Source organism: Myroides sp. C6-3 (assembly GCF_050522425.1).
In the GTDB taxonomy this organism is placed as follows: Bacteria; Bacteroidota; Bacteroidia; order Flavobacteriales; family Flavobacteriaceae; genus Flavobacterium.
Window position 1 is genome coordinate 42,636 of the sequence record NZ_JBMVQP010000022.1, and the last position, 24,170, is coordinate 66,805.

At 36.8% G+C, this 24,170-nt stretch carries 17 protein-coding genes; 7 read left to right on the plus strand and 10 right to left on the minus strand.

What is annotated here, in order from left to right; translation table 11 throughout:
* Positions 1-8 precede the first annotated feature (8 nt).
* The 5 genes from ACPDG9_RS10435 to ACPDG9_RS10455 all read left to right on the plus strand — a co-directional run bounded on the left by ACPDG9_RS10435 (position 9) and on the right by ACPDG9_RS10455 (position 6,472).
* Positions 9-974: a glycosyltransferase family 2 protein gene (locus ACPDG9_RS10435; RefSeq protein WP_430527715.1), complete on the plus strand. Its 966-nt coding sequence runs from the start codon at positions 9-11 to the stop codon at positions 972-974.
* 11 nt (positions 975-985) lie between these two features.
* Complete coding sequence (locus ACPDG9_RS10440) at positions 986-2,713, plus strand: phospho-sugar mutase (RefSeq protein WP_430527700.1); 1,728 nt, start codon at positions 986-988, stop codon at positions 2,711-2,713.
* A gap of 69 nt (positions 2,714-2,782) precedes the next feature.
* Positions 2,783-4,612 (plus strand): ABC transporter ATP-binding protein, encoded by a 1,830-nt coding sequence (locus ACPDG9_RS10445; protein WP_430527701.1) that lies wholly within the window; start codon positions 2,783-2,785, stop codon positions 4,610-4,612.
* 149 nt (positions 4,613-4,761) lie between these two features.
* Entirely contained in the window at positions 4,762-5,955 is a 1,194-nt protein-coding gene (gene pncB / locus ACPDG9_RS10450) for a nicotinate phosphoribosyltransferase (protein ID WP_430527702.1), read from the plus strand.
* Positions 5,956-6,052: 97 nt separating this feature from the next.
* Complete coding sequence (locus tag ACPDG9_RS10455; protein ID WP_158962782.1) at positions 6,053-6,472, plus strand: nucleoside-diphosphate kinase; 420 nt, start codon at positions 6,053-6,055, stop codon at positions 6,470-6,472.
* A gap of 51 nt (positions 6,473-6,523) precedes the next feature.
* Here the strand turns inward: ACPDG9_RS10455 and ACPDG9_RS10460 are convergent, their stop codons facing one another.
* The 5 genes from ACPDG9_RS10460 to ACPDG9_RS10480 form a co-directional block, all read right to left on the minus strand.
* On the minus strand, positions 6,524-7,009 hold the full coding sequence (locus ACPDG9_RS10460; RefSeq protein ID WP_430527703.1) for a hypothetical protein: 486 nt from the start codon (positions 7,007-7,009) through the stop codon (positions 6,524-6,526).
* Positions 7,010-7,013: 4 nt separating this feature from the next.
* Positions 7,014-8,273: a C10 family peptidase gene (locus ACPDG9_RS10465; RefSeq protein ID WP_430527704.1), complete on the minus strand. Its 1,260-nt coding sequence runs from the start codon at positions 8,271-8,273 to the stop codon at positions 7,014-7,016.
* Positions 8,274-8,906: 633 nt separating this feature from the next.
* Complete coding sequence (gene glsA / locus ACPDG9_RS10470; RefSeq protein WP_430527716.1) at positions 8,907-9,851, minus strand: glutaminase A; 945 nt, start codon at positions 9,849-9,851, stop codon at positions 8,907-8,909.
* 86 nt (positions 9,852-9,937) lie between these two features.
* Entirely contained in the window at positions 9,938-10,972 is a 1,035-nt protein-coding gene (locus ACPDG9_RS10475) for an AMP-binding protein (RefSeq protein WP_430527705.1), read from the minus strand.
* A gap of 21 nt (positions 10,973-10,993) precedes the next feature.
* Complete coding sequence (locus ACPDG9_RS10480) at positions 10,994-11,899, minus strand: CPBP family intramembrane glutamic endopeptidase (protein ID WP_430527706.1); 906 nt, start codon at positions 11,897-11,899, stop codon at positions 10,994-10,996.
* A gap of 42 nt (positions 11,900-11,941) precedes the next feature.
* Here ACPDG9_RS10480 and arsC point away from each other — a divergent pair, with 42 nt between their 5' ends.
* Both arsC and ACPDG9_RS10490 read left to right on the plus strand, forming a co-directional pair.
* Positions 11,942-12,283: an arsenate reductase (glutaredoxin) gene (gene arsC, locus ACPDG9_RS10485; RefSeq protein WP_430527707.1), complete on the plus strand. Its 342-nt coding sequence runs from the start codon at positions 11,942-11,944 to the stop codon at positions 12,281-12,283.
* 83 nt (positions 12,284-12,366) lie between these two features.
* Positions 12,367-14,856 (plus strand): TonB-dependent receptor domain-containing protein, encoded by a 2,490-nt coding sequence (locus tag ACPDG9_RS10490; protein WP_430527708.1) that lies wholly within the window; start codon positions 12,367-12,369, stop codon positions 14,854-14,856.
* Between the two features lie 87 nt (positions 14,857-14,943).
* Here the strand turns inward: ACPDG9_RS10490 and ACPDG9_RS10495 are convergent, their stop codons facing one another.
* The 5 genes from ACPDG9_RS10495 to ACPDG9_RS10515 all read right to left on the minus strand — a co-directional run bounded on the left by ACPDG9_RS10495 (position 14,944) and on the right by ACPDG9_RS10515 (position 23,984).
* Positions 14,944-15,909, minus strand: a complete 966-nt coding sequence (locus tag ACPDG9_RS10495) for a hypothetical protein (RefSeq protein ID WP_430527709.1) — start codon at positions 15,907-15,909, stop codon at positions 14,944-14,946.
* A 181-nt stretch (positions 15,910-16,090) separates the two neighbouring features.
* Positions 16,091-22,042 carry an alpha-2-macroglobulin family protein gene (locus tag ACPDG9_RS10500; protein ID WP_430527710.1) on the minus strand — a complete coding sequence of 1,984 codons (5,952 nt, stop codon included), beginning with the start codon at positions 22,040-22,042 and terminating at the stop codon, positions 16,091-16,093.
* Positions 22,043-22,441: 399 nt separating this feature from the next.
* On the minus strand, positions 22,442-23,128 hold the full coding sequence (locus ACPDG9_RS10505; protein ID WP_430527711.1) for a hypothetical protein: 687 nt from the start codon (positions 23,126-23,128) through the stop codon (positions 22,442-22,444).
* Positions 23,125-23,337 (minus strand): hypothetical protein, encoded by a 213-nt coding sequence (locus ACPDG9_RS10510; protein WP_430527712.1) that lies wholly within the window; start codon positions 23,335-23,337, stop codon positions 23,125-23,127. The genes ACPDG9_RS10505 and ACPDG9_RS10510 overlap by 4 nt, the downstream gene beginning before the upstream one ends.
* A 296-nt stretch (positions 23,338-23,633) precedes the next feature.
* Positions 23,634-23,984 carry a hypothetical protein gene (locus ACPDG9_RS10515; RefSeq protein ID WP_430527713.1) on the minus strand — a complete coding sequence of 117 codons (351 nt, stop codon included), beginning with the start codon at positions 23,982-23,984 and terminating at the stop codon, positions 23,634-23,636.
* Positions 23,985-24,170: the final 186 nt, after the last annotated feature.

A 24,170-nucleotide genomic window follows, 5' to 3' on the forward strand; every position in this document is an offset into this window, starting at 1 on the left:
CCATGAGTATTACTATATCCATTGTTATTCCCTTGCTTAATGAAGCAGAATCTTTACCTGAGTTATATACTTGGATCAGCAAGGTGATGCATGCGAACAACTACACCTATGAGATACTATTTGTAGATGATGGAAGCAAGGATCAATCATGGGAGATTATTACCCATTTATCTCAACAAGATCCGAGTGTAAAAGGGATTAAATTTCAGCGCAACTTTGGAAAATCACAGGCGTTACATGCGGGTTTTGCACAAGCAGAAGGTGAAGTTGTCATCACGATGGATGCAGATCTACAAGACAGTCCAGACGAAATCCCAGCCTTATATCGCATGATTCAAGAGGATCGATACGACATGGTATCGGGTTGGAAAAAAAAGAGATACGATTCAGTACTCGCAAAAAATCTACCTTCTAAGCTTTTCAATTGGGCCGCGCGAAAAACGTCGGGTGTACAATTAAATGATTTCAACTGTGGGTTAAAAGCGTATCGTCAAGAAGTAATTAAAAACATCGAAGTATCGGGAGAGATGCATCGTTACATTCCCGTTTTGGCAAAGAATGAAGGTTTTGACAAAATTGGAGAAAAAGTAGTACAGCATCAAGCGAGAAAGTACGGTACAACTAAATTTGGCATGAGTCGTTTTATCTACGGATTCTTGGATTTAATTACAATTTGGTTTTTATCACGATTTGGCAAAAGGCCGATGCATCTTTTTGGCACATTAGGAGTGCTTACTTTTAGTGTTGGTTTTTTAGCTGCCGCAAGTATAGGCGCTAACAAACTAATCAAATTATATCAAAACAAACCTGCGATTTTAGTTACACAAGATCCGTGGTTTTACATTGCGCTTTCCACCATGATCATAGGAACCTTATTATTTTTAGCTGGTTTTTTAGGAGAGCTTATTTTACAAACAAAATCAAATACGAGTCGATATAAAATTGCTGCATACAGTGGTTTAAACAAACGCTAAATTAAAAGAAAATGCAAATAGAAAAAGAAATTTTAGCAAAGGCAGAACAATGGTTACAAGAGCCATTTGACCAAGCTACACAAGCTATTGTTCAACAATTACTTGAGCAAGATCCTGTTCAGTTACAAGACAGTTTTTACAAAAACTTAGAATTTGGTACAGGAGGTATGAGAGGTATTATGGGGGTAGGTACAAACCGAATCAACCAATACACTTTGGGTAAAAACACGCAAGGATTATCGAACTTTATCAAAAAATCTTTTCCTAATCAAGAAGTAAAAGTGGCAATCAATTACGATTGTCGTCACAATAGTAAAGAATTAGCCAAGGTTGTTGCGGATGTATTCACCGCCAATGGCATTCGCGTATACCTATTTGGAGATATGCGTCCAACACCAGAGTTGTCTTTTGCGGTACGCTACTATGGATGTCAAGCGGGAATCGTTTTAACGGCATCACACAACCCACCGGAATACAACGGTTATAAAGTGTACTGGTCTGATGGAGGGCAAATTGTGCCACCAGAAGACGGGGCAGTTATTGACGAAATCAATCAATTGACGTATGAACAAGTTAATTTTGAAGGAAACGATTCGCTCATTACGATTGTAGGAGAAGAATTAGATCGTGCATTTATTGATTCGACCATTGAAAATGCGAGTTTCAATACGCCGCAAGCAGTCAAAGATGGCTTAAAAGTAGCCTATACTTCCCTTCATGGAACTTCCATTAAACTAATTCCAAGAACCTTGGAAGAAGCGGGCTACAACAACGTATATATCGTCAAAGAACAAGAAGAACCCAATGGAGATTTCCCAACAGTACAATCACCAAACCCAGAAGAACCAGAGGCCTTAACTATGGCTATGGCACTAGCGGAAGAAAAAGGAGCAGATATTGTGATTGGAACTGATCCAGATTCAGATCGAATTGGTATTGGAGTTCGCGATTTGGACGGAAAAATGATCTTGTTGAATGGAAATCAAACCATGGTAATGATGACGGCGTTCTTATTGGAACAATGGAAAGTAAACCGCGGTTTTTCTGGGAATGAATTCATTGGATCTACTATTGTTTCAACACCGATGATGCTAGATTTAGCAGAGAGCTATGGCGTGGAATGTAAAGTGGGATTAACAGGATTCAAATGGATTGCTAAATTCATCAAAGAGTTTCCACAACAACAATTCATTGGCGGTGGAGAAGAGAGTTTCGGCTATATGGTAGGTGACAAAGTGCGCGACAAAGATGCGGTAGCTTCTGCTCTATTGGTTTGTGAGATTGCAGCCCTGGCTAAAGCAGCAGGTAGCTCTTTCTATCAAGAATTAATGAATTTATACATTGATCACCGTTATTATAAAGAACACCTAATTTCTCTAGTCAAAAAGGGAATTTCTGGTGCAGAAGAAATCAAACAAATGATGATTCAATTACGCGAAAATCCGTTAACTGAAATCATCGGACAACGCGTAGTTTGTGTAGAAGACTACCAAACGAGTCAAGCGATAAACTTGATTACAGGTGAAACCGAATCCATTCATATTCCCAAGTCAAACGTATTGATTTACTACCTAGAAGACGGAACAAAAATAGCGGCTCGTCCAAGTGGTACAGAACCGAAGATTAAATTCTACTTCAGTGTAAATGAATGGTTAGATCGTCTAGAGGATGTCAATGCAGTGGAACAATTCTTAACAGACAAGATTCAGTCCATCATAGACGAAATGAAACTGAACTAAACAACAGATAAAAGGACTGGTCAAAAACCGGTCTTTTTTCTTTATTTTTGCCTTTTATATTGTACAAATATGAACGAATATTTTAAAAAAATTATCCACTTCGCTAAGCCGTATAAATCCTACGCTTATCTGAACGTTTTTTTCAATATCCTCTATGCACTTTTTAGTGCCTTAGGATTTTTGGCCTTAATTCCGATGTTAACCATTCTCTTTGGCGATGGAAAAAAAGTAACAGAACAACCTGTTTATACGGGGATTGGTCACCTAAAAGGGTATTTAGAAGACACCATGTCTTATTTTCTTACCCAATATACAGCAGAGCATGGAGCACAACATACGTTGATGGTTATGGCTGCTGTGGTTATTACAATTTTCTTGTTGAAAAACTTATTCAACTATTGGGCAATGTATTTCATCACCTTCTTGCGCAATGGAGTTTTAAAAGATATTCGCAATGCCTTGTTTAAAAAGTCCGTGGATCTTCCCCTTTCTTTTTTCTCAGAAAAACGCAAAGGAGATGTTATTTCTAGGATGACTTCGGATGTATTAGAAATTCAACACTCCTTTCTATCCATCTTAGAGGTGTTAGTCAGAGAACCCTTGACGATTGTCTTTACCATCATAGGTATGTTTGCTATTAGTACAGAATTGACGCTTTTTGTCTTTGTCTTTGTACCTCTTTCAGGGATTATTATCTCGAAAGTAGGAAAGACGCTAAAACGCAGTTCTCAGCGAGCTTCAGAAGAGCAAGGCTACTTTCTGTCGATCATTGAAGAATCACTATCTGGTTTAAAGGTAATTAAGAGTTTTAATGCAGAGAAAAGATTCAATAAAAAGTTTCAAGATTCCACCCAAACTTTTTACGAATTAAACAATACAATCTTAAATCGTCAAAACTTATCCTCGCCATTGAGTGAATTTTTAGGGATTGTCACTATTGCGGTATTATTAGTTTATGGAGGTCATTTGGTGTTGGGAACCCAAACCTTAACTAGTGCATCTTTTATTGCGTATATCGGAATGGCGTATAATATTCTAACACCTGCTAAAGCCATGTCTAAAGCCTCATACTCATTAAAAAGAGGAAATGCAGCAGCAGAACGCGTCTTGGAAATCTTAGAAGAAAAGAACCCTATTACTAGTTCTGAAAACGCGATTCAGAAAGAGCATTTTGACGATCAGATTTCGATTGAACATATTGACTTCAAATACGAAGATGAGTTAGTACTCCAAGACTTTACCTTGACGATTCCCAAAGGAAAATCGGTTGCTTTGGTTGGGCAGTCTGGTAGTGGAAAAAGTACACTAGCCAATTTACTGACTCGTTTTTGGGATATCAATAAGGGAGCAATCAAAATTGACAATGAAGACATCCGAAAGTTAGATTTACACAGCCTGCGCAACCTGATTGGTTTAGTTACGCAAGACAGTATATTATTTAACGACTCTATCAAAGCTAATATGTTATTGGGCAATGAAGATGCCACCGATGAAGAAATCATCGAAGCATTAAAAGTAGCTAATGCATATGAGTTTGTCAAAGACTTACCTCAAGGCATCGAAACTAATATTGGAGATTCGGGAAGTAAGTTATCAGGTGGACAAAAACAGCGCTTATCCATTGCAAGAGCCGTATTAAAAAACCCTCCTATCATGGTCTTGGATGAGGCTACCTCCGCTTTAGATACGGAAAGCGAAAAGCTCGTTCAAGATGCCTTGGAAAATATGATGAAGAACCGAACTTCTGTGGTGATTGCTCACCGTTTATCTACCATCCAAAATGCCGATCTTATCGTCGTGATGCAAAAAGGAAAAATTGTAGAGCAAGGAACACACGAGGAGTTGATGAAGCAAAATGGAACGTATACGAAATTAGTATCGTTACAATCCTTTGAATAAAAAACCTACCCCCCCCGCTCTTATCTCATTTAATAGCGGGGTTCTTATTTTTATCTCTATTTTTAAGAGATATCTTTTCTACTTTTCGTATCTTGTATTTTTGTGTTTAAAACTTGATATACAAGTCGATTGATTAATTCAATGAAGCTATGGAACTAACACTTTCACCTCAAGTCATTCCGTCTATATTAGACAATGACTTCTATAAATTCACCATGCAACATGCTGTGGTTAAGCAATTCCCTTATGCAAAAGCGGCTTATATTTTCATTAACCGCGGACAACATAAGTATCCACCTGGATTTGCTGAAGCCCTAAGGGCAGCGGTAGATGAAATGGCGAAACTCAAACTGACAAAGCAAGAAAAAGCATTTCTCCAAGTAACTTGTCCCTACTTAGATCCTACCTATTTGGATTTCTTACAAGGCTATCACTTTGATCCTTCAGAGGTGGAAATCACACAAGAGGGAGAAGATTTGGAAGTGGCAATTAAAGGATATTGGTACAGAACAATTCTCTGGGAAGTACCTTTGATGTCCATGATTTGTGAGCTATATTACAAATTAACAGGAGCTGTAAGAGAATCCGACGAGATCATTCGCTTGAAGACAAAGGAAAAAATAGAAAACTATAAAAAGTTAGGGATCACTATTGCTGAATTTGGAACGAGACGCAGACATTCGTATGCGGTTCATCAAGTGGTTGTGGAGACCTTACAACAATACGGAGGCGGTACTTTCATTGGTACGAGTAACGTACACTTAGCAATGAAATATGGCACTAAACCCATTGGTACACATGCCCATGAATGGTTTATGTTTCACGCGGCGAAATACGGCTTTAAGATGGCGAATTCTATGGGGCTTGAACATTGGGTAGATACGTATAGAGGTGATTTAGGAATTGCCTTAACGGACACCTATACCAGCAAAGTTTTCTTTGAATCTTTTGATAAAAAATTCGCAAAACTATTTGATGGAGTGAGACACGACAGTGGAGATGCCATCGAATTTGCCAATCAAACGATTGCGCATTACAAAAAGATGAATATCGATCCACTTTCTAAAACAATCATTTTCTCTGATGGACTAAATCCTGACAAGGTAGATCGCATTGCGACTTACTGCAAAAATCGCATCGGAATGTCGTTTGGAATTGGAACGGATTTCACCAATGATGCGGGATTGCCAGCGTTGAACATTGTCATCAAAATGACACAAGCTTATCCAGAAGGAGGACCATGGACCGATGTAGTCAAGCTTTCAGATGAACCGAAAAAACACACAGGAACACCTGAAATGATTGATTTAGCACAGCGATTACTCGATATTCCAACAACCTAATTCAATTACTTCACTTAGATCGTGAAGATTTTAAAACAAAACATCCTATTATTAGACATAAAAGTCTATTTTTGCAAAAAATTTAATTTTAGAACAAATGGCAACGAACAGAACTTTTACAATGATTAAACCTGACGCAGTAGAAGCAGGTCATATCGGAGGAATCCTTAACATGATTACAGAGGCAGGATTTAAAATTGTTTCTATGAAGTTAACGCAATTAACAGTTAGAGACGCTCAAAAATTCTACGAAGTACACGCTGAAAGACCTTTCTATGGTGAATTAGTTGAATTCATGTCAAGAGGTCCAATCGTAGCGGCTATTTTAGAAAAAGATAACGCTGTTGAAGATTTCAGAAAATTAATTGGAGCTACAAACCCTGCTGATGCAGCGGAAGGTACAATCCGTAAAAAATACGCTAAATCAATTGGAGAAAATGCAGTTCACGGATCCGACAGCGATGAGAATGCTGCGATCGAAGGTGCATTTCACTTTGCTGGTAGAGAGCAATTCTAATTCATTTAGAAATGACATAAAAAAAACCACGAGCGATGCTCGTGGTTTTTTTTATTTGATAATTGTTACCGTATCATCTTTATGCGTTCTATCCCATACTAACTCATCATTATAGAACATTTTTTCTTTCATTGCTTTATACATTTCTCCTTTTGCCTGAACTTCTATTTTATCAATATCTCCATTAGGTAAGAAGATATAGACGAGACTAGTACTATTAGGTCCACTCGTTATAAAATGAGTATATACAAAGCGGATATAATAGCGTTTTTCAGAACCTTTAATTTTATGTATAATATGATTGGATTCCTCATTCGCAAGAGTAATGGGATATCCCTCTTCATTCAGATAAAAAATTCTAATTTGTTTAGTCTCCCATGTGCCATCTAAAGGATCTAATAGATCTTTACCGTCCCTATTCAAGTATTCGATGTTGAAAATCATATCTGTAAAATAACTATCTGCAATGTCGTCGTCGTTGCTTGTCGTACACCCAATTAGAAAAAAGAGACTAAAAAGTAAAAATAAATTCTTCATAATCTTATGGTTTTATTCCAATAAACATTTTCTTCTCATACTGGTAATTTGCATTATTTCCATCATTTCTATGCACTTCTTTGATCTCAAAATCATCATATCTAAACCATCCATTATTATTCGATGCATCATCAGAACCTACTCCACTCCACCCCCAATTCATATGAAAAAGCTTTCCTCCAGGTGTAGACACTATACGCTCATAAGGTGTTCCATAATCATAAACCGTCCTATATATCGTTTCTCTAAAACCATCACATACCCAAACATGTCCTTCACTGTACTTTGTCTTCTTAAACATCCCTAATCCTGTTGTCGTCTTTTTATGCTTGCCAAACATTATTACAGGTCTATTGTTGCGCAATTCTATTGCTAATATATCAGGATTATAATCCGTTGATGAAATTGACTGAGCATAACCATAACCATTTTTAAAAACATTTAGTATATTTCTTGCTTGTGCTTGTGAAATTTCACAATCGTATTCCATTCCTACTGCAGTACCAATATCTCTCATTAATCTAGAAATTTCATAAGCATCTGGTAGATTGGAATCAGAAACTTCATTCGACATGATCTGCCAATTATAAGAGCTAGGAAACTCATGGTATTTCATTACTTGAGCTATTGCAGTAGCTACACAGCCAGCAGGTGCTTTTTTCCATTCTCCTGAACAATTAAATTCTGGTGAAAAATTATTATATCCTTTCCCTTGTCCCCATTGTGTTTGAAGTAAAGGTGCAACTTCTACAAATATAGGATCTGCTGAATATGGAGGATTGTCATCTCCCTCTAAAGGAATATTTCTATTCCATTCTTCCATTACATTAGAAGGTATTTCCATACCTTCTGTATAATTTAACATTTGAATTTTCTCCATCCTATTAATAAACCAATCAGCAAGTCCTACAGGTATATGATCCATATCAAAGATGACATCCAATGCATACCCTAATATGGGTATTTCTTTCCTTGTTCCTGATACCACAATATACCCCTTAGGTAAAAAAGTAACAACGTAAAGGACGATAACATTGTCTTCATCACGTATAACAAGTACCTTATCAATATCCCGATTCTCAAAATCCGGAATAGACTCAGCTTTATTAGATTGACTTGTGTCATGTCCATGTTGAGGAGTTCCTAAAAAAGATAAGGCAACAGATTTAGCCATCTCACTAGAAACAAAATATTCTGTTTCGCTAAATCCCTTCTCTTCTTCCCTTCTATTTTCATCTGACGAACAGGATAAAATAAAAAACACAAATAAAATAAATAGTTTTTCTTTCATATTTAAGTAATTCAATAGATTAATAATCAATTACTTAAAATCAAAAAACATACCGTATTTAACTTTATTTTACACAAAAACAACAAGTTGTAATTTTCATTTGTAAAAACAATTCTTCCTCACAAAATTTACATTCACTTATTTTTTTTCAACCTTTCCTCTCCATTACAAAAACAGCTCTTTGATGGATTGAAGCCGTGTTGATGTTCTTGTTACGAATAATACGATACCTTCTTTTTTAGTTTCACATTAACTTAAATTTTCTAGTATGAAAACAGTACACATCAAACTCTCCTTTCCTATCAACTAGTATCACGCCCGACGGCTAAAGCTTTTTCACTAAGGAGAACAAATAGCCTACATCATGTACTAGTGATGTGGACCTCCGTAGGTTGTTTTACTCTAATCGTTTTCATGATTCCACGAAATGATTATGCAATTCAATTACTATTGACGGCACTAACCCTAGGTTTTACCTTGCGTTTTTATATCACATCAGAAAACTACAGATTAAATAATAATTATGCTAAACCAAAATAAAAGCCCTACTAAAACGTTTTTTAGTAGGGCTTTGCATCTTTATTATTTTCCTCCACTGAGGTGCTATTAAAACAAACTCAAATTCAATTGATTGACAAAATCGTACAGCATATGATAACCGACTACAGAATTTCCGTGCTGATCTAAAGCAGGATTGTAAACACCTATTCCTATTTTATTGGGCACACTAACTGCGATTCCACCACCAACACCCGACTTACTAGGTAATCCAACAGTTCTAGCGTATTCACCACTAAAATCATACATACCTGCAATGAGCATTTGCGCTTGAATCAATCGCGCTAAATCGCGGTTATAATAAGTTTTATCTCCATCAAAACGGGTACAACCATGTGCATAAAAGTACCCTATTTTCGCTAAATCTTCTGCCGTAACTTCGATTGAACACTGTTTGAAGTAGTTGTCTAATTTGTTTTCTTCTCCCTCAATTAAACCATTATTTTTCAACAAATAGAAGATCCCTCGATTGCGATGTCCGGTTTCTTTTTCAGATAAATATACAGCTTCATTGATTTCGATAGCGTCATTTTTAGTAATATAACGCAACATATTTAATATTTTCTGGTAGGCAACATCCCCTTCACCCTCAATAAAAGCCGTAGTTAAAATAGCACCTGCATTCATCATAGGATTCAATGGTTTTCCCGCCGTTTCTAAATTTGCATAGTGATTGAATGCTTTTTCAGTTCCGTAATATCCTATGCGTTCATATAAGGCTTTTTCGCCTTTTTCCTGTACAGCAATCATCAAAGCGATCACTTTAGAAATACTCTGAACCGTAAACTTTGCTTTTACATCTCCTACATTAATGATTTCTCCATTTTCTTTTACCACAGAAAAAGCAACTGCTTCTGGATTGGCTTTTCCCAATTCTGGGATGTAATCAGCTACTTTTCCCTCTTCGTAATATTGGTGATTTTTACTTGCAATTTGTTGCATCATCTCCTTCGTTATTTGCCTATCTAATGCATCTCCAACCTGTTGCGCCATACCCGGGCTTACCTGACCTATTCCTATCAACATAACCAATAGTACTATTTTATGTAATTTTATTCTATTCATCTTCTTCACTGCTTTTACGCTTTTAAATTTTTATTTCGAATCACCTTTCCAGATTCAGTTTCTTCGAATTTTGCTACAAATTGGATTTCTTTGGGCTTTTCGTATTTGGCCAATCCTTCAAAAATATCCGCTGCCAAAGTATAGGGTTGACTTTCAATCACCAGTACAACAATAGTACCGAAATATGCATCGGCTTTCCCTCCTATAAAGAAACGAGCGGCAATCTTTTTTGCCAATTTTTCCTCAATCTGCTCAGGAAACAACTTAACGCCACCGCTGTTGATTACATTATCGTAACGTCCAAGCCATTCAAATCGCTTGTTGTCTATTTGATTTACTAAATCATTCGTAACGATTGGCTTGGGATTCACACTTGGAGCATGGATAACCAAACATCCGCGCTCATCTGTTTGTATACTTGCATGAGGCAATACCTCAAAATAAGGCATTCCGATGCGTTTAGCAGCCATATGGGTAATGGTTTCTGTCATTCCATAAGTTTCGTACACTTTAGTTTGTTTTCGCTGTAATTCTTGCGCTAATACAGGAGATACCTTCGCTCCTCCAATGATTAACGTATCAATTTGATTCAACTCGGCTAAACTGTTTTCTACTTGCATGGGAACCATAGCCACAAAGTTATAATGCTTATTTACTCCTTCTAAAGGGCGGGCAGTAGGCTTACATACCTCTAATTCCCAACCAAATAAAAGAGCGCGAATAAACATGAGCTTTCCCCCGACAAACTGGGCAGACATACACAATAAAGCTGTACTTCCTGCTTGCACGTCAAAAAAAGAAACCGTTGCTTCAGCAGAAGCACGCATCGCCTGTTTTGGCAAATGGATTTCTTTGGGTGGTCCGGTTGTACCAGAAGTGCGTTGAATAATATAATCCTTAGCATCAAACCAATGCAAAATCAACTGGCCCAATTCACATACATAGTCTTCCGAAGAAACTGCCATCTCTTCGGCTTTCTCTACAAGAGAATCAAGCGTGTGTGTTACTCCATTTAATGCAAACTGTGGATGGATATAATTGCGGTCCATAAAACAATACGTTATAACTAGTTAAGCTACTCTTCCAAATAAACGGTTTTTCCAATCCTTCCATTGGTATCGCTTAGCAAATAGAACAAGCAGAATAGGATAAAATATAAATACTTGCCATACAAACTCCCAAACCGATATCTTTTCTTGTGGCGTAGTATTTAAAAAGATAGAATTGGTTTGAAAAACGGTCCAACTAGAAGTCACAAGTAAAGCACCTATTAAGTTATTCGCCGCATGGAAACCCAAAGCTAATTCCAATCCATCGTCCATTAACGTGAGTATACCCAAAAAGAAGCCCGTTCCAATATAGTAAATCATAATTGCACTACCCAAGGTTTCTACTTCGGGATTAGCCATATGCAACAAGCCAAAAATAACAGAGGTTACCAGTAAAGCTACTCCTCTACTTCTTGTGGCTAATCCAACACCTTGCATTAAATAACCGCGAAAAAAATACTCCTCAAAACTCGTTTGAATAGGTATAAAGATCAACGCAATGACAAAGAATCCTATAAAAGCAGCCCAATTAAAACTAAACACAAAATCACTGGGATCGAGGATATAACTAATAGCAAAACTCAAAAGGATTAAAACAGTCTGACAACCAAAAGCAAAGCTAAATCGCTTGAGATCAATTTTTGTACGAGAGGTAGTTAAACTCACTAGAGATTGTTTGTGGACAAACAATACCCACAACAGCAACAAAATCAAAAAGATAGTAAAAGGGATAATCAGCTGAAAAAAAGCCATGTTTTTCCCCATAAGTTGAACTTGGGTGTGAATTAACTCCTTGGTTGATATGGATGAAACTTGGGTCGCTATCCAATTTACAACCATTATCATCAAATAAAAGAAGGTAAACGGAAGATAGAGCAGTAATTGCTTCTTATTTACTTGAGAGACTAGTTGATCGATGTATTTCATTTTTCAAAAAAATTGCTATATTTGAGAACAAACCTTAACACTATGATTACAATTTATCACAATCCTCGTTGTAGCAAATCCAGGGAAAGTATCGCATTTATGGAACAACAAGGCGTAGCCTACAAAATTATAAAATATTTGGATGCAAACCTTGGATATGACGACATTAAAGCGCTTTTGCAAAAACTAAATTTCACTCCAATTGAGTTGGTTCGCACAAAAGATGCGTTTTGGCAAGAGAATTTTGCGAATAAAACACTTTCTGATGAAGATATAATTCAGGCGATGGTGGCTTATCCCCAAATTATTGAGCGCCCTGTCGTGGTTAATGGATCTAAAGCTATTGTAGCTAGACCCACTGAAAAAATACATCAAATTCTTTAATTAACTTTTTTTTAACAAACCAAGTATTAAACCATTGGATGAAATTATAGTCTAATTTATGAAAAGTAAACTAACAGACTATAATGAAAAAACAAACGCCTTCATCAGTTCTCCTGCTGTTGTTCGTCTTTTTAACGACACTAACAGCAGCAGCTCAGAACCGCTCTCAAAGCACCGTCACGGGCACGGTAATAGAGGCTTCAACTAACACGCCTTTAGAATACGCTAGTATTTACGCTCAAAACGAGAGCAACTCCAATATCGTTTCTGGAGCAATGACAGACGCAAAAGGAAACTTCTCTTTTGATGTTCCAGACGGTAACTACTACATCAAAATCGATTTCCTAGGGTTTAAGACCTTAGAACTAAAACATATTGCTATTAAGGGCAACACAAATATAGGAGTTCACAAAGTACAGGATGACACGCAAATGTTGGAGGAAGTCACTGTGATTGCGGAACGCTCTACTGTGGATATTAAGCTAGACAAAAAAATATACAATGTCGGACAAGACATGATTGTCAAAGGGGGGACTGCTGCAGATGTATTGGACAACGTACCATCCGTAGTGGTGGATAGCGAAGGAACAATCAGCTTAAGAGGAAATGAAAATGTAAAAGTTCTAATCGATGGAAAACCAACAGGATTAGCCAATAACATCCAAGAAGCTATGCGCATTTTACCTGCTGAATCTATTGATCGCGTGGAGGTAATTACCAATCCATCTGCTCGATATGAAGCCGAAGGAGGCGCTGGAATTATCAATATTATCTTGCGCAAGGGCAAAGCACAGGGAATTAATGGAAGTATTACGGGAACTGTTGGAGATCCTCGCAACTATGAACTCAATACGATGTTCAACGTCAGAGGAGAAAAATACAATTTTTTTACTTCTTTAGGCTATAGAGATTCGAAATCAGAAGGATACAATTTAAACGACAACCGCTATCTCGATCCTATAACAGGTGAACCTACACAACGCATCTATGAGTATAAAGACAACAATAGAGAAAGACAAGGTTATAATGGTACTTTTGGTTTAGAATGGAATTTAACTCCTTCTATTACGTGGACCAATACGGTAACAGCTAGACGCAACAATGGATCTAACCCCAACAGAGTAAGCTACGATTACTTCGATGCATCGAATGCCTTCTTATACAACAGATACCGCAACGAAGAAAAGAAGAGTACACGCAACAACCTAGATTACACGACTACTTTTGAGAAAAAATTCGATAAAGAAGGGCATGTACTAACCATTGAAGGATCCATCTCTCAAGATAAAGACAACGAAGATGCGACGATAGACGACATCAATGACTTTTTAGATCAAACGTCATTCGAACGCACTTTTAATAAAGAAAAAGAAAAAAGTGGATTAGCCAAATTAGATTACACCCTACCTATAGGTGAGCATGGAAATTTTGAAGCTGGTTATTTGGGTACGTTCAAAGACAATACAACAGATTTTAGTCTGCAGCGTTTACAAAACAACCATTGGAATACGGACAACCGCTTATCCAATAGCTTAGAATACAAAGAAACTATTCACGCGCTTTATGCTCAATATGGAAATCGCATCACCTCTCAATTGAGTTTTATGGTAGGCTTGCGTTGGGAAGATTCTTCTATTGATGTCAATCAATTAGCTTCTCAAAGCTACAACAAGAAAAAGTACAACGATTTCTTTCCTAGTGCTTTCTTAAACTATGAACTCAACGAGAGCACCAGTACAAGTATTAGCTATAGTAGACGTGTAAATAGACCGCGTGGTTTCTTCTTGAATCCATTCTCTAACTACACGAGTAACATCAACTTTTTTCAAGGAAATCCAGACTTAGATCCGGCGAAAACTCATGCCATCGACTTGGGCTTTATGAAACGTTGGACTGGCTTTACCTTAAATGCTTCTGCTTACTACAACAAAACAGAAGACACCTTCCAATTTGTACGTAGAATTGCAGGAGAAACAGAAGATGGAACACCTATTTCTGTCAGTTCACCGATTAACTTAGCTACAGAACACCGCTATGGATTGGATATTACCCTCAACTACTCGCCTTTTAAATGGTGGAGATTGAATGGTAACTTCAACTTCTATCGAACAGAAACAAGAGGAGATTATACGTTTACGCATCTAGATGGTACGCTAGAAACACAAAACTTTGATCAAAATGCTTATGCTTGGTTTACCCGTTTATCGTCTAAAATTACCTTACCGTACAAAATTGACTGGCAGTTAAATGGAATGTATCGCGCGCCGTATAATACAGCACAAGGGAAAGTATTGGGTAACTTATCTGGAAATATAGCTTTGAGTAAAGATATCTTAAAAGACAAAGGAACCCTTACGTTTAATATTAGCGATATCTTCAATTCAAGAAAAAGAGAACAAGATTTAGTGCTACCTCAATCACTTTCACACAGTGAAATGCAATGGAGAGGAAGACAAATTAATCTTTCGTTTACTTACCGCTTTAATCAACCTAAAGTAGATAAAAGAAATATGAAACCAGGAGGTCCCGAAGGCGCCGCTGGTGGTGATATGGAAGGCATGGAAATGTTATAAAAAAAGCTGAGCAGTGCTCAGCTTTTTTTGTATATTGATTGCTGGTTGTTGCTAGTTGAACACGGCAATTTTCTCTCTAACTAAAAGCTATTCAATAATATTCAATTGATACAACATAAATACATTGAGTTGTTCATTTAATTCATTAGTGGCTTGATTAAAGGAATAATCTCCTGGATTTTGTTCTAAATACTTCGTTCTTAATTCATTTAACTTTTGAGAGAAGAAAAAATCTTTAAATCCTGTTGTTGATTTACTCCCCTTCATGGTCAACCATTTCTCGAACTCTTTAAGGTGATCGTCAATTTCTTTTCGATAGGCTTCGTCTTTTACTTCTTTGTCTTTGGTCAAGGTTATGGTCGCTTTAGGCAAAGCTGCATAAGGCTGTTTGTCTAGCAAAAAAGCAATTTTATCCTCGCTAACCTCGTGTACAAAATCAAGAAAATCTTGCTCTCGGTATATCTTATAAACGGTTTCTTGAAATCGTCCTGCTTGATAATTGGGATCATCGAGTAATTGACGATTTCTTCTCGTTACAATAGGACTTGATAAATCTACTTGATTAGGCATAGGCTCGTCAATGTTGTACTTCCAATTGAAATCGGTTTTACTAATAAATACTTTATTCGATACTTGAAAAGGTACAAATAAAGTCATTAGTGTATCATTTACTACAAAGCGAAGGGAATCACTTTGCGTACGCATTGCCCATTCTACAAACTCGTCAGTTGATCGCGCATCATTTTTATCTATGTACAATCGCTTGTAGAATACATAATTGCTTTGGGTTGGGTTGATAATTGCTTGTGACTTGTTTACGCGGCCTCCATTGTGAAAATTCAACGTCTGATCGTTGTACTTCAATTGGTGTTTTCCAAAGTCTAAATCAACTGCAATTTTGGTTTGTGGAGGAATCTCATACATCTGCTCATCGATGTAAACTGAAATGGTTTCATTTGTGGGATTATCCATCCAATAGGAAGCTGTACCCGAATCACAAGAACTTACTAATCCACTAAGAATTAATAAACTAATTTGAATAATCTTTTTCATTTTTTGTTTTTTTAGCAAGTACAAAGATAGTTCATTTCAGGAAGATGGTGAAAAGTGTTAGTGGGAAGGTAGGAATTGAAAGTGTTTGATGAGGATTTTTCGTTTCTTGTGTTCTTTCCATAAAAAAAGCTCTTCTCAAATGAGAAGAGCTTTTTTTATGGATTAGTTTGTATCCTTCTTGTTATTTTCTTAAAATTTTCACGTCTTCGCCTTCGCTATTTGCGTTCATTTCTGGTGCATACACGCTTTGAAGCGTAGTAATTCCATTAGAGAAATAACCCGCGTTATTAGCGCGAACGTCATATTCAAACACATAGGTTCCTTTACGAAGGTGTGTGATGAAAAAGTTTGTTGCTGCATCACGCGTTTCTTCGTAATAACCAAATTCCCCTTTTCTCTTATAACCAGAATGCACGTTCATTGGTTCAAATCCACTTGCACGCATGTCTTTTACGTGTACATAATCCATATCGCGATCAACCGTAATCTCCAAGCGAACGGTAACAACATCTCCAACTTTAATTGGTGTTTCGTTGGTAATCTCGCGCAATACTTGTCCTTTGTCTGTATTCGCTTTAATCATTAACTGTTTGTCGAATACAATACCGGTTCCTGATTTTGACACCTTTGACAAGTCTTCAAAATACTGCCAATACATGGCTCCATAAGCAACTCCCGCAGATTTCTTGTCTAATTCTACGATGCCCATTTTATCTTGGATGGCTGATCCCTCCCACACTTTTTTGTAGTATCCAGCATTGCGTTGTTCAGAAGCGTCAAAAGCAACAGGATATCCTCCTACCTTCACCTCAACTCCTTGCTCTGTATTCATCCAATTTTTACCTAAATACAATAAGGCATATACCGCACGTGTTGTAGCTTTTGTAGATCTCCAAGCTACGGTTTGCTTGTTTTTCAACAACCACACCTTCATATCTTCAATGGCATTGGCATATTTGACAGGATCTACTTCATGTGCTGCTTCAATCAACATCACTTGCGTTTCGATTGGTGAATTAAACCACAACCACCCTGCAGCATTTTCTTTCCAATACATCCCCATTTCATCGCTACGCACTGCTGTTTCCATGATTGTTTTTACTGTATTATTCGCTGCTTTAGCATCTCCAAATCGCTGTAAAACAATTGCTTTCATCGCAGTTGTATAAAGGTTATCTCCTGCCTTTTGATTGGCTAATTCTCTGCGGTAATATCCAATCATTTTAGCGTATTTCTCTTGAATTTTCACCTCATCTTTAAACAAACTACGCACATATAAATAATGCATATCTAATGCGGGTAAATTCGAGTCGTTCTTCTTTTTCTGATACGTTGCATAATGCTGTTCATCCAAATAAGCCAAAGCTTTTTTCACCAATTCATTCGCTGAAGCATCGAGTGTCCCTGCCTGTTTCATCTGTCCGAATCCCTCCACAATCGCTTGGGTAATATATACATTGGATTGATCTCCACTAAACCAAGGGAATCCTCCGTCTGTATTTTGTTGATTCGTCAGGCGCTCCAATTCAACAGTCAGCTCGCTCTTCATTTTGTTTAGATCAAATAGAACAGCTAAACGCTTCATTTGTTCTGTTTCATCTGCTGCTTGACGTACCCATGGTGTTTCTTCCACTAGTACTTGTTTAAGCTCTTCATTTTGCTCTAACTTAGATTGAATAGCTCCTTGTTTTGACCAATAATCAAAGACTGATTGAATACGAGGGTTGCTGTTTAACAATTGTGTTGCAATTGTATTGGCAAATACTTTACTAAAGGTTTGTTCTGTTCCTTTGTATGGGTATTCCTTCAAATAAGGCAACGCTAAAATAGCGGTCCACATTGGATTTGCTGTTACTTCTAACGTCAACTTATAATTTTCACGCGTTGCAGCAGCTGGTTGCTCTAACGCATCAAAAGTAAAAATCTTATTTTGTCCTTCCTTGATGTACAAGGGCATTGTTTCCGTTACTAACGTTCGATTAGTCAATACAGGAATAGCGGCTTCTTCTCCATCGCTAAAAGTTCCCGCTTTTGCAATAACGCGGTAACCAAGCGCTACCATGTCTTTAGGCACATTAATAGTCCATGCAGCTTCTGTATTGGCTTTAGCTTCTACGTTAAAGCTTTGTTTAGCCAAGCTATTCACTTCAAACACGGTCGTAATTGGTGCAGACGTTAGCGCATCAAAGAACTGGATTTCCACTTCTCCACTTAAGGCTTTGTCATTGAGGTTCACAATTTTTGTCGAAACGATAATCTGATCCTCTTCTCGTACAAAACGCGGCATATTAGGCTGTACCATCAATTCTTTTTGAGTGCGAACCAGCTGCTCAATCGAACTACTCTGTAAGTTCTTTGTATGAGCAAAAGCCATGAACTTCCATTGCGTTAACGCTTCTGGTGTAGTAAAAGAGAAACTCACATTTCCTTTTTCATCCGTTTGTAACATTGGATAGAAGAAAGCTGTTTCTTTCAGATTTTGTCTGATTTGAACTTTACCCGAACTTTTTTCTTCTCTTAGAGGTGGCGCAGGAGCTGCTACATCTTCTGATATTCCTTGTCCTTCTGCTTCAACAAAAACTCTGTTTGCACTTGCATCCATCATCTCTTCTTGTTTAGCTAGACTAGATGGTGCTTCAAGATTTGCCGTTTTTCTAGTGGTAGAATAGAGGTAATATCCTCTTGCTCCACTGCTAAACCCAAACAAGTTCAATTTAATTGGTGTACTGTAAGAAACTAAGCTTGGATATAGCGAATTGCTTAAAATATTTTGAGCGTAGCTCTTTTTACTCAAATTATACGTTCCAAAATCAGAATCGTGTCCATAGTTAAAGAAGTAATCAAAACTCGTTTGGAAAGAGGTATTACTTCTAAATTGATCTAGAGAGGCGTCGTACATTCCTGCCACGACCTCTGCTGCAAATTTGTCTTTCGTTTTTCCAGATACTTTTAAACGCCAAGTTTCTTCTTGCCCTGGGGTTAATTTATCTCTAAACGTCGCAAGCTCCAGTTTCAAGTCCTCTTGACTAGAATCCAAAACCAATTGAGCCGATTTTTGGGTAGCGAAGTTGTGTTTAATCGCAGTAAAGCTCACACGTACATCGCCCATTTCACCAGTCATTGGATATTCAAAATAACTCGCCTTGCGGTTTACTTCCAGCGTTTTCTTTTGCTTTAAGTGCCCATTTACAAAAATAGAAGCAATTACGGTTGTTTGATTTTCACCACTTTGCAATCTAATTTTCGCTACTTCTCCCGTTTTGTATTTTTCTTTATCCGCTTTAATCGATAACAATTGATAGATTAAGCCTGGTTCTTCTTTGGTATTGTCATAGTAGAAATACTGTTCTACTTCTGTTTTCTCTCCCTTTTCCCATATAAATCCTTTGAGTAAATAGAAGCCAGAAGCCAATACTTTCGCATTAGGGAAAGCCACTTCATTTTCTGTAGCGGTATCAAATGCTTTCGTAAAGACCACTTTACCTTGCTTCCATTTGGTGTGATCGATCTCATCTCCATAGGCAACATAAGGAAACTTGCTTACGAACTCGTCATAGGTATACAATTCGTAATCTTCTTTGGTATAGTTATCATAAGGCAGTAGCATTCTTCTTGCGTACGGTGCTTCTAGTGTAATAATACTCAATTCGCCTTTTGCAGCGAATGTCGCTCCGTTGAGGGTATTGGTTTTCACTTTGATTGCTTCTAACTCTTTCGTAGAAACCATTTCATTCGTGCTAATTGGCAATTGTAAGCTGATGTTTTTATCCCCTACATAAATGGTTTGTGCACTGCTATGTGTTTCTCCATTGATATCCACTACATCTGCATATACGACATAAGCATGTACACGTAAATCATCTGCTTTATACGCTTTGCGTTCGGGAACTGCTGTAAACGCAATGGTAAATTTCCCTTCTGCATCTGTTTCCACTTCTCCTTGTGCAAGAGTAATCTCTTGTGCCTGACGTGGCCAGCCATAATGTCCTCTTACATCGTAACGGAATCCCGATTGACGAACTACGCGATAACTCACTTTACTTTGAGAAACGCTCGCTCCGGTATAGTCAATAGCCTGTCCCTTTGCCTCTACTTTATCATCGAAGTAATATACTCCTGTAGGCGTATCTAGAGTTACTTCAAACTTAGGACGTTTGTATTCTTCAACGGAAATTGACGTATATTCTTCGATATTTGTATCTTTTAAAAGTACCTCAAAATTCATATTTCCCAACAATCCTGCTGTTGGTAAAACGAACTCCCCCTGTACAGATCCAAATTCGTTGGTTTTCAAAGCCAAACTTCCCACTTCTTGTTGGGTTTGTTGGTTTATCAATTTAACAGTAACCATTTGGTTTGCGCCTACTTGTCTTGTTTTTCCTTTTTGACGGAAGACAATCGACTTAAAGTGTACCACTTGTCCTGGGCGATAGATGGCGCGATCGGTTAGCACTTTGGCGTTCCAATTTGCATTTTCTATACCTTCTTCTGTTTCTTTATTTTTAGGATAAGCATAGGTTGAATAGTAAACTGATTCTCCTTTTACCCCATAATATAAGTTGGCGTATTCTTTAATAAAATCAGCAGTAAACTCTCCATTTACATCTGTATTGACCATCGTTTCCCAATACGCTTTACTCAGTTCTTTTTTAGGTCCATTAGCTAAAAATACCGCTTGATTGGCTTTGGGTTGCCCTGTTTTTCTATCGTATAATCGAAATTTGTTCCCATTGGTTAAAAAGGCGTTCGACGTACTATTAATAAGCGCCATACTTACCACGTCTTGCTCCTCTGTCAGGTAGTCAAAATCGCGATTGGCCAACAAAACAACATAACGTCCTGGAGGAAGTGGTTTTAACTCTACGTGCGTTGTATGCGCTTTATAATCCGTAAAAGGCTTTAATTCAATTGTATACTCCATTACTTTTTCGTAATCCGAAGCAATTTTCTTATAGCCTGCTAATGTACTTGGTTGATTGATAGCGAAGGTTTTATCATCTCCTTCAAATTTTAAAATTTTAAAATGTAGGGTATTAAAATTTTTGTGTGTTACCGTCAATATCGAACTAGTTTCTGGTAATTCGTATGCGTTGTAGCTGATATCCAAAGCAGGTGCTTCCACTACTTTTTTGATTTGCATCAAACGCTGTGCAGTTTCTGTTCCAGGAAACTTCTCCACTGTTTGTTCGATAAACGCAAGTAAGGTTGCCCCAGCTGTTTCACTTGTTTCTTTTTCTTGTCCATCGCGATACGTATAGTACATAAACTGAGCGACTGCCTCGTGTACTAAAACAGATTTGGGATGTTGCTTCAGCAGTTCTTGATATACTTTATTGCGCGCTACAAGATCTTTCTGATCATCCACTTGATTTAGCGCAAAGATTTGCACATAAGCAGCTAATTCCCCTTGTCCTTTTTTAGTTAATTCCTGGATAATTTGCTGCATCAAGTCTTTTGCTTGATTCTTTTTCAGTTGTCTTTGTTCTTCAGAAGCGCGATAGTTAAATCCGCTGTTTAAAAACAAGGCATAATCAATGCGCAAGGCGTCGTAAACGGCAAACTTAGAAAAATCTAAATTGTAGAGTTCTGCTGATTGAAAGACATCATTCCATCCGCCTACTGTTGCTGTACTTTGTTTCTTGGCTGTTTCTAGGGCTAGTTCCCAATAGGTTGTGGTTTCTCTTTCGAAATCTTCTTTCGTCCAAAAGCGAAGGTCTTTGCTTTTTTGCTGCTCTATTGTTGTTCTATCGCTAATTCTATAAGCATTTTCCTCGTAGTACAATTGGTATAAATTTGCAATATAGGCCTGAAGAATTGCCTTATACTCACCTGAAGCAGCTTGTAACTCACCTTCAAAGGTTTGTAAAACGGAGTTGATATCGTATTCTTTCTCTTCCTTGGTGGTTATATTGATTCTCGCCTCATAAAACATTCCTTTTAAAAGACTGGCATAGGCTTTTGATTGACGGGAAAGTGCAATGACTTCCTGTACTTCCGGAAGCATACTTTGCACTTCCTGTTCTGCTTCTTTGTTTTCGATACTTTTCCAAAGCTCTTGTATCTTTTTATTAGGCTGTTGTGCAAAACCTAATATTGGAGCAAGTATCATTAAATACATATTTAATTTTTTCATAAGAAATAATAAATTGGGTGCATAAATATATAACTATTCGCAATGATACAAGCCATTACCTCTCTAAAAAACACTTGATTACAAAAAAATAAATAAATTTTTTAATTTTTTGTACTTACTTCAAGTAAACTAAAATTTTTATTCCGTCAATTTGTCTTTTTCTATTTGCGAGTTTATTCTTCTTTCAAAAAAAAGAGCGCCCTTTTTGGGGCGCTCTTTTGTTATGGCAAAATTACTCACTTAAATTATCTTTTTGTTTCTACTTTTTTTAATCGAGAATAGTAAGTGGACCTCCTTCAACACCACTATCGACTACCGATAACGAGGAGTTGTGCTATTCTTAGTATACGTTTTAAAGAAAAGAACATCTAAGAGCTGTTTGCAAATTGCCCTTAGTGTCTATGGAATAAGCGAAACAGTATACAATTTCGCTATTTTTTTATCCTGTTTATTACTTTCGATTTGTTTTAGAAAAGTCTCCCGATTAACTTTTAAATCATATAAACTTTGAAGCCAATCCTCTACCTTTCCATACTTCCATTCTACATACTTTTTATCATATGTAGAAACCAAATAACCTAATCTTGTAAATGTCTTATCAAATAAATCTTCATCATTAAGATATAAAGCAACTAAAAGTTGGGCTTCCAAAAGTTTTAGTTGTCCAACAGGACTAGCTATTACAATCCCTTCTGAAAATTGCTTTTCAATAACAATCATTAATTGGTCTTTGGAAACGCTTTTACACATTAAAATAGAAGCTTGTTCAGTAGTACAGGTTAAAGCTTCTTGAAAAAGTGTTACATGTTCAGTATAAGGAATATCAAACTGTAAACCTTTGTAATTATATATTCCTTGCATGAAGACAGGCTCATCAAGACATTGTTTAATGTCCGATTTCCATAAAGGAAAACAAACAAAAAGAGGTCGGTACTCTTCTACTCCAGGAAGTTTTAATAATTCTATACCCAACAAAAAAGGCCCACAAACTTTAAATAGTTTATTTACAGAATAAACAGGTAAGTCTACAAGATTATCAGACCAAGCATTTATGATTTCTTTTTTTATTTCTCTTTTTTGTTTCATGGTTTTATAATTTGAGTAGGTAATCCAAAATTTCTTTGGTATTTTAGTAATTGAGGTGTCATATTTAATTGGGCAGGTGTCATATTTGGATATCCAAATTTCCAATCATAAATTATCCCTCCAGATTTATCAAGTACATCTAAAAATCCACGATTTCCAGGACCGTTATTAAATGATACTTTGAATTCCATTCCACGATAGCCATACATATTTTGATAACGTTTTAACAAGCCTGTTGCATACGTGTGTTTCGCAGTACCAGCAAATCTACCAACACCTCCAATTGCTGCTTCAGCTTTTATAGCTGCACTTTGAACTAACTGAACATTTGAAAGCCCTGATGCACTTCCACCAACAGTAATTTCATCTAAAACCGTGTTGGGAATAGTAAGTGATCCTCCTTCAACACCACCATCGACTACCGATAACGAGGAGTTGTGCTATTCTTAGTATACGTTTTAAAGAAAAGAACATCTAAGAGCTGTTTGCAAATTGCCCTTAGTGTCTATGGAATAAGCGAAACAGTATACAATTTCGCTATTTTTTTATCCTGTTTATTACTTTCAATTTGTTTTAGAAAACTTTTGCGATTGGAATAATTTGATTTCAAACCTTCAAACCAAATTTCAAATTTACCAAACCAAATTTCAAATATTTGCATCTCCCAATTTTTACTTGCATTCAAAATTTGATTTAATGTATTTTCAATTTGAATTTGATTTCCTAAATACAAAAATGCATAAAACCTCAATTCTAATAATGATGCTATTTGACCGACATGCAATCCACCACTAAATCTATTAAAATAATCATCTAGTAAATCCTCAAATGATTTTAAACAGATATTTCCTTTCAATGAAATTTTAAGACTTTCTGCAACTGTTCTTTGAGCTTCTTTATATTTTCCTTCATTGTCTATATAAGGTAGATTAATTTGTAGTCCCTTATCGTTAAAAAACTCAATGTGGACTTGCTAACTTAGCCTGGACATAGAGTTAAGCATAAAGACTTATCTTTGAATTATGAAAAGAATTAGAAAGAC

Excerpts from the sequence above, each read along its gene's own strand:
- ACPDG9_RS10440 (WP_430527700.1), top strand. The coding sequence starts at position 986 with ATGCAAATAGAAAAAGAAATTTTAGCAAAGGCAGAACAATGGTTACAA.
- ACPDG9_RS10480 (WP_430527706.1), bottom strand. The coding sequence starts at position 11,899 with ATGAAATACATCGATCAACTAGTCTCTCAAGTAAATAAGAAGCAATTA.
- ACPDG9_RS10510 (WP_430527712.1), bottom strand. The coding sequence starts at position 23,337 with ATGTATGGCTATCGTGGAATGGAATTCAAAGTATCATTTAATAACGGT.
- ACPDG9_RS10490 (WP_430527708.1), top strand. The coding sequence starts at position 12,367 with ATGAAAAAACAAACGCCTTCATCAGTTCTCCTGCTGTTGTTCGTCTTT.
- ACPDG9_RS10445 (WP_430527701.1), top strand. The coding sequence starts at position 2,783 with ATGAACGAATATTTTAAAAAAATTATCCACTTCGCTAAGCCGTATAAA.
- pncB (WP_430527702.1), top strand. The coding sequence starts at position 4,762 with ATGGAACTAACACTTTCACCTCAAGTCATTCCGTCTATATTAGACAAT.
- glsA (WP_430527716.1), bottom strand. The coding sequence starts at position 9,851 with ATGGCGCAACAGGTTGGAGATGCATTAGATAGGCAAATAACGAAGGAG.
- ACPDG9_RS10505 (WP_430527711.1), bottom strand. The coding sequence starts at position 23,128 with ATGAAACAAAAAAGAGAAATAAAAAAAGAAATCATAAATGCTTGGTCT.
- ACPDG9_RS10495 (WP_430527709.1), bottom strand. The coding sequence starts at position 15,909 with ATGAAAAAGATTATTCAAATTAGTTTATTAATTCTTAGTGGATTAGTA.
- ACPDG9_RS10500 (WP_430527710.1), bottom strand. The coding sequence starts at position 22,042 with ATGAAAAAATTAAATATGTATTTAATGATACTTGCTCCAATATTAGGT.
- ACPDG9_RS10455 (WP_158962782.1), top strand. The coding sequence starts at position 6,053 with ATGGCAACGAACAGAACTTTTACAATGATTAAACCTGACGCAGTAGAA.
- ACPDG9_RS10475 (WP_430527705.1), bottom strand. The coding sequence starts at position 10,972 with ATGGACCGCAATTATATCCATCCACAGTTTGCATTAAATGGAGTAACA.
- ACPDG9_RS10460 (WP_430527703.1), bottom strand. The coding sequence starts at position 7,009 with ATGAAGAATTTATTTTTACTTTTTAGTCTCTTTTTTCTAATTGGGTGT.
- arsC (WP_430527707.1), top strand. The coding sequence starts at position 11,942 with ATGATTACAATTTATCACAATCCTCGTTGTAGCAAATCCAGGGAAAGT.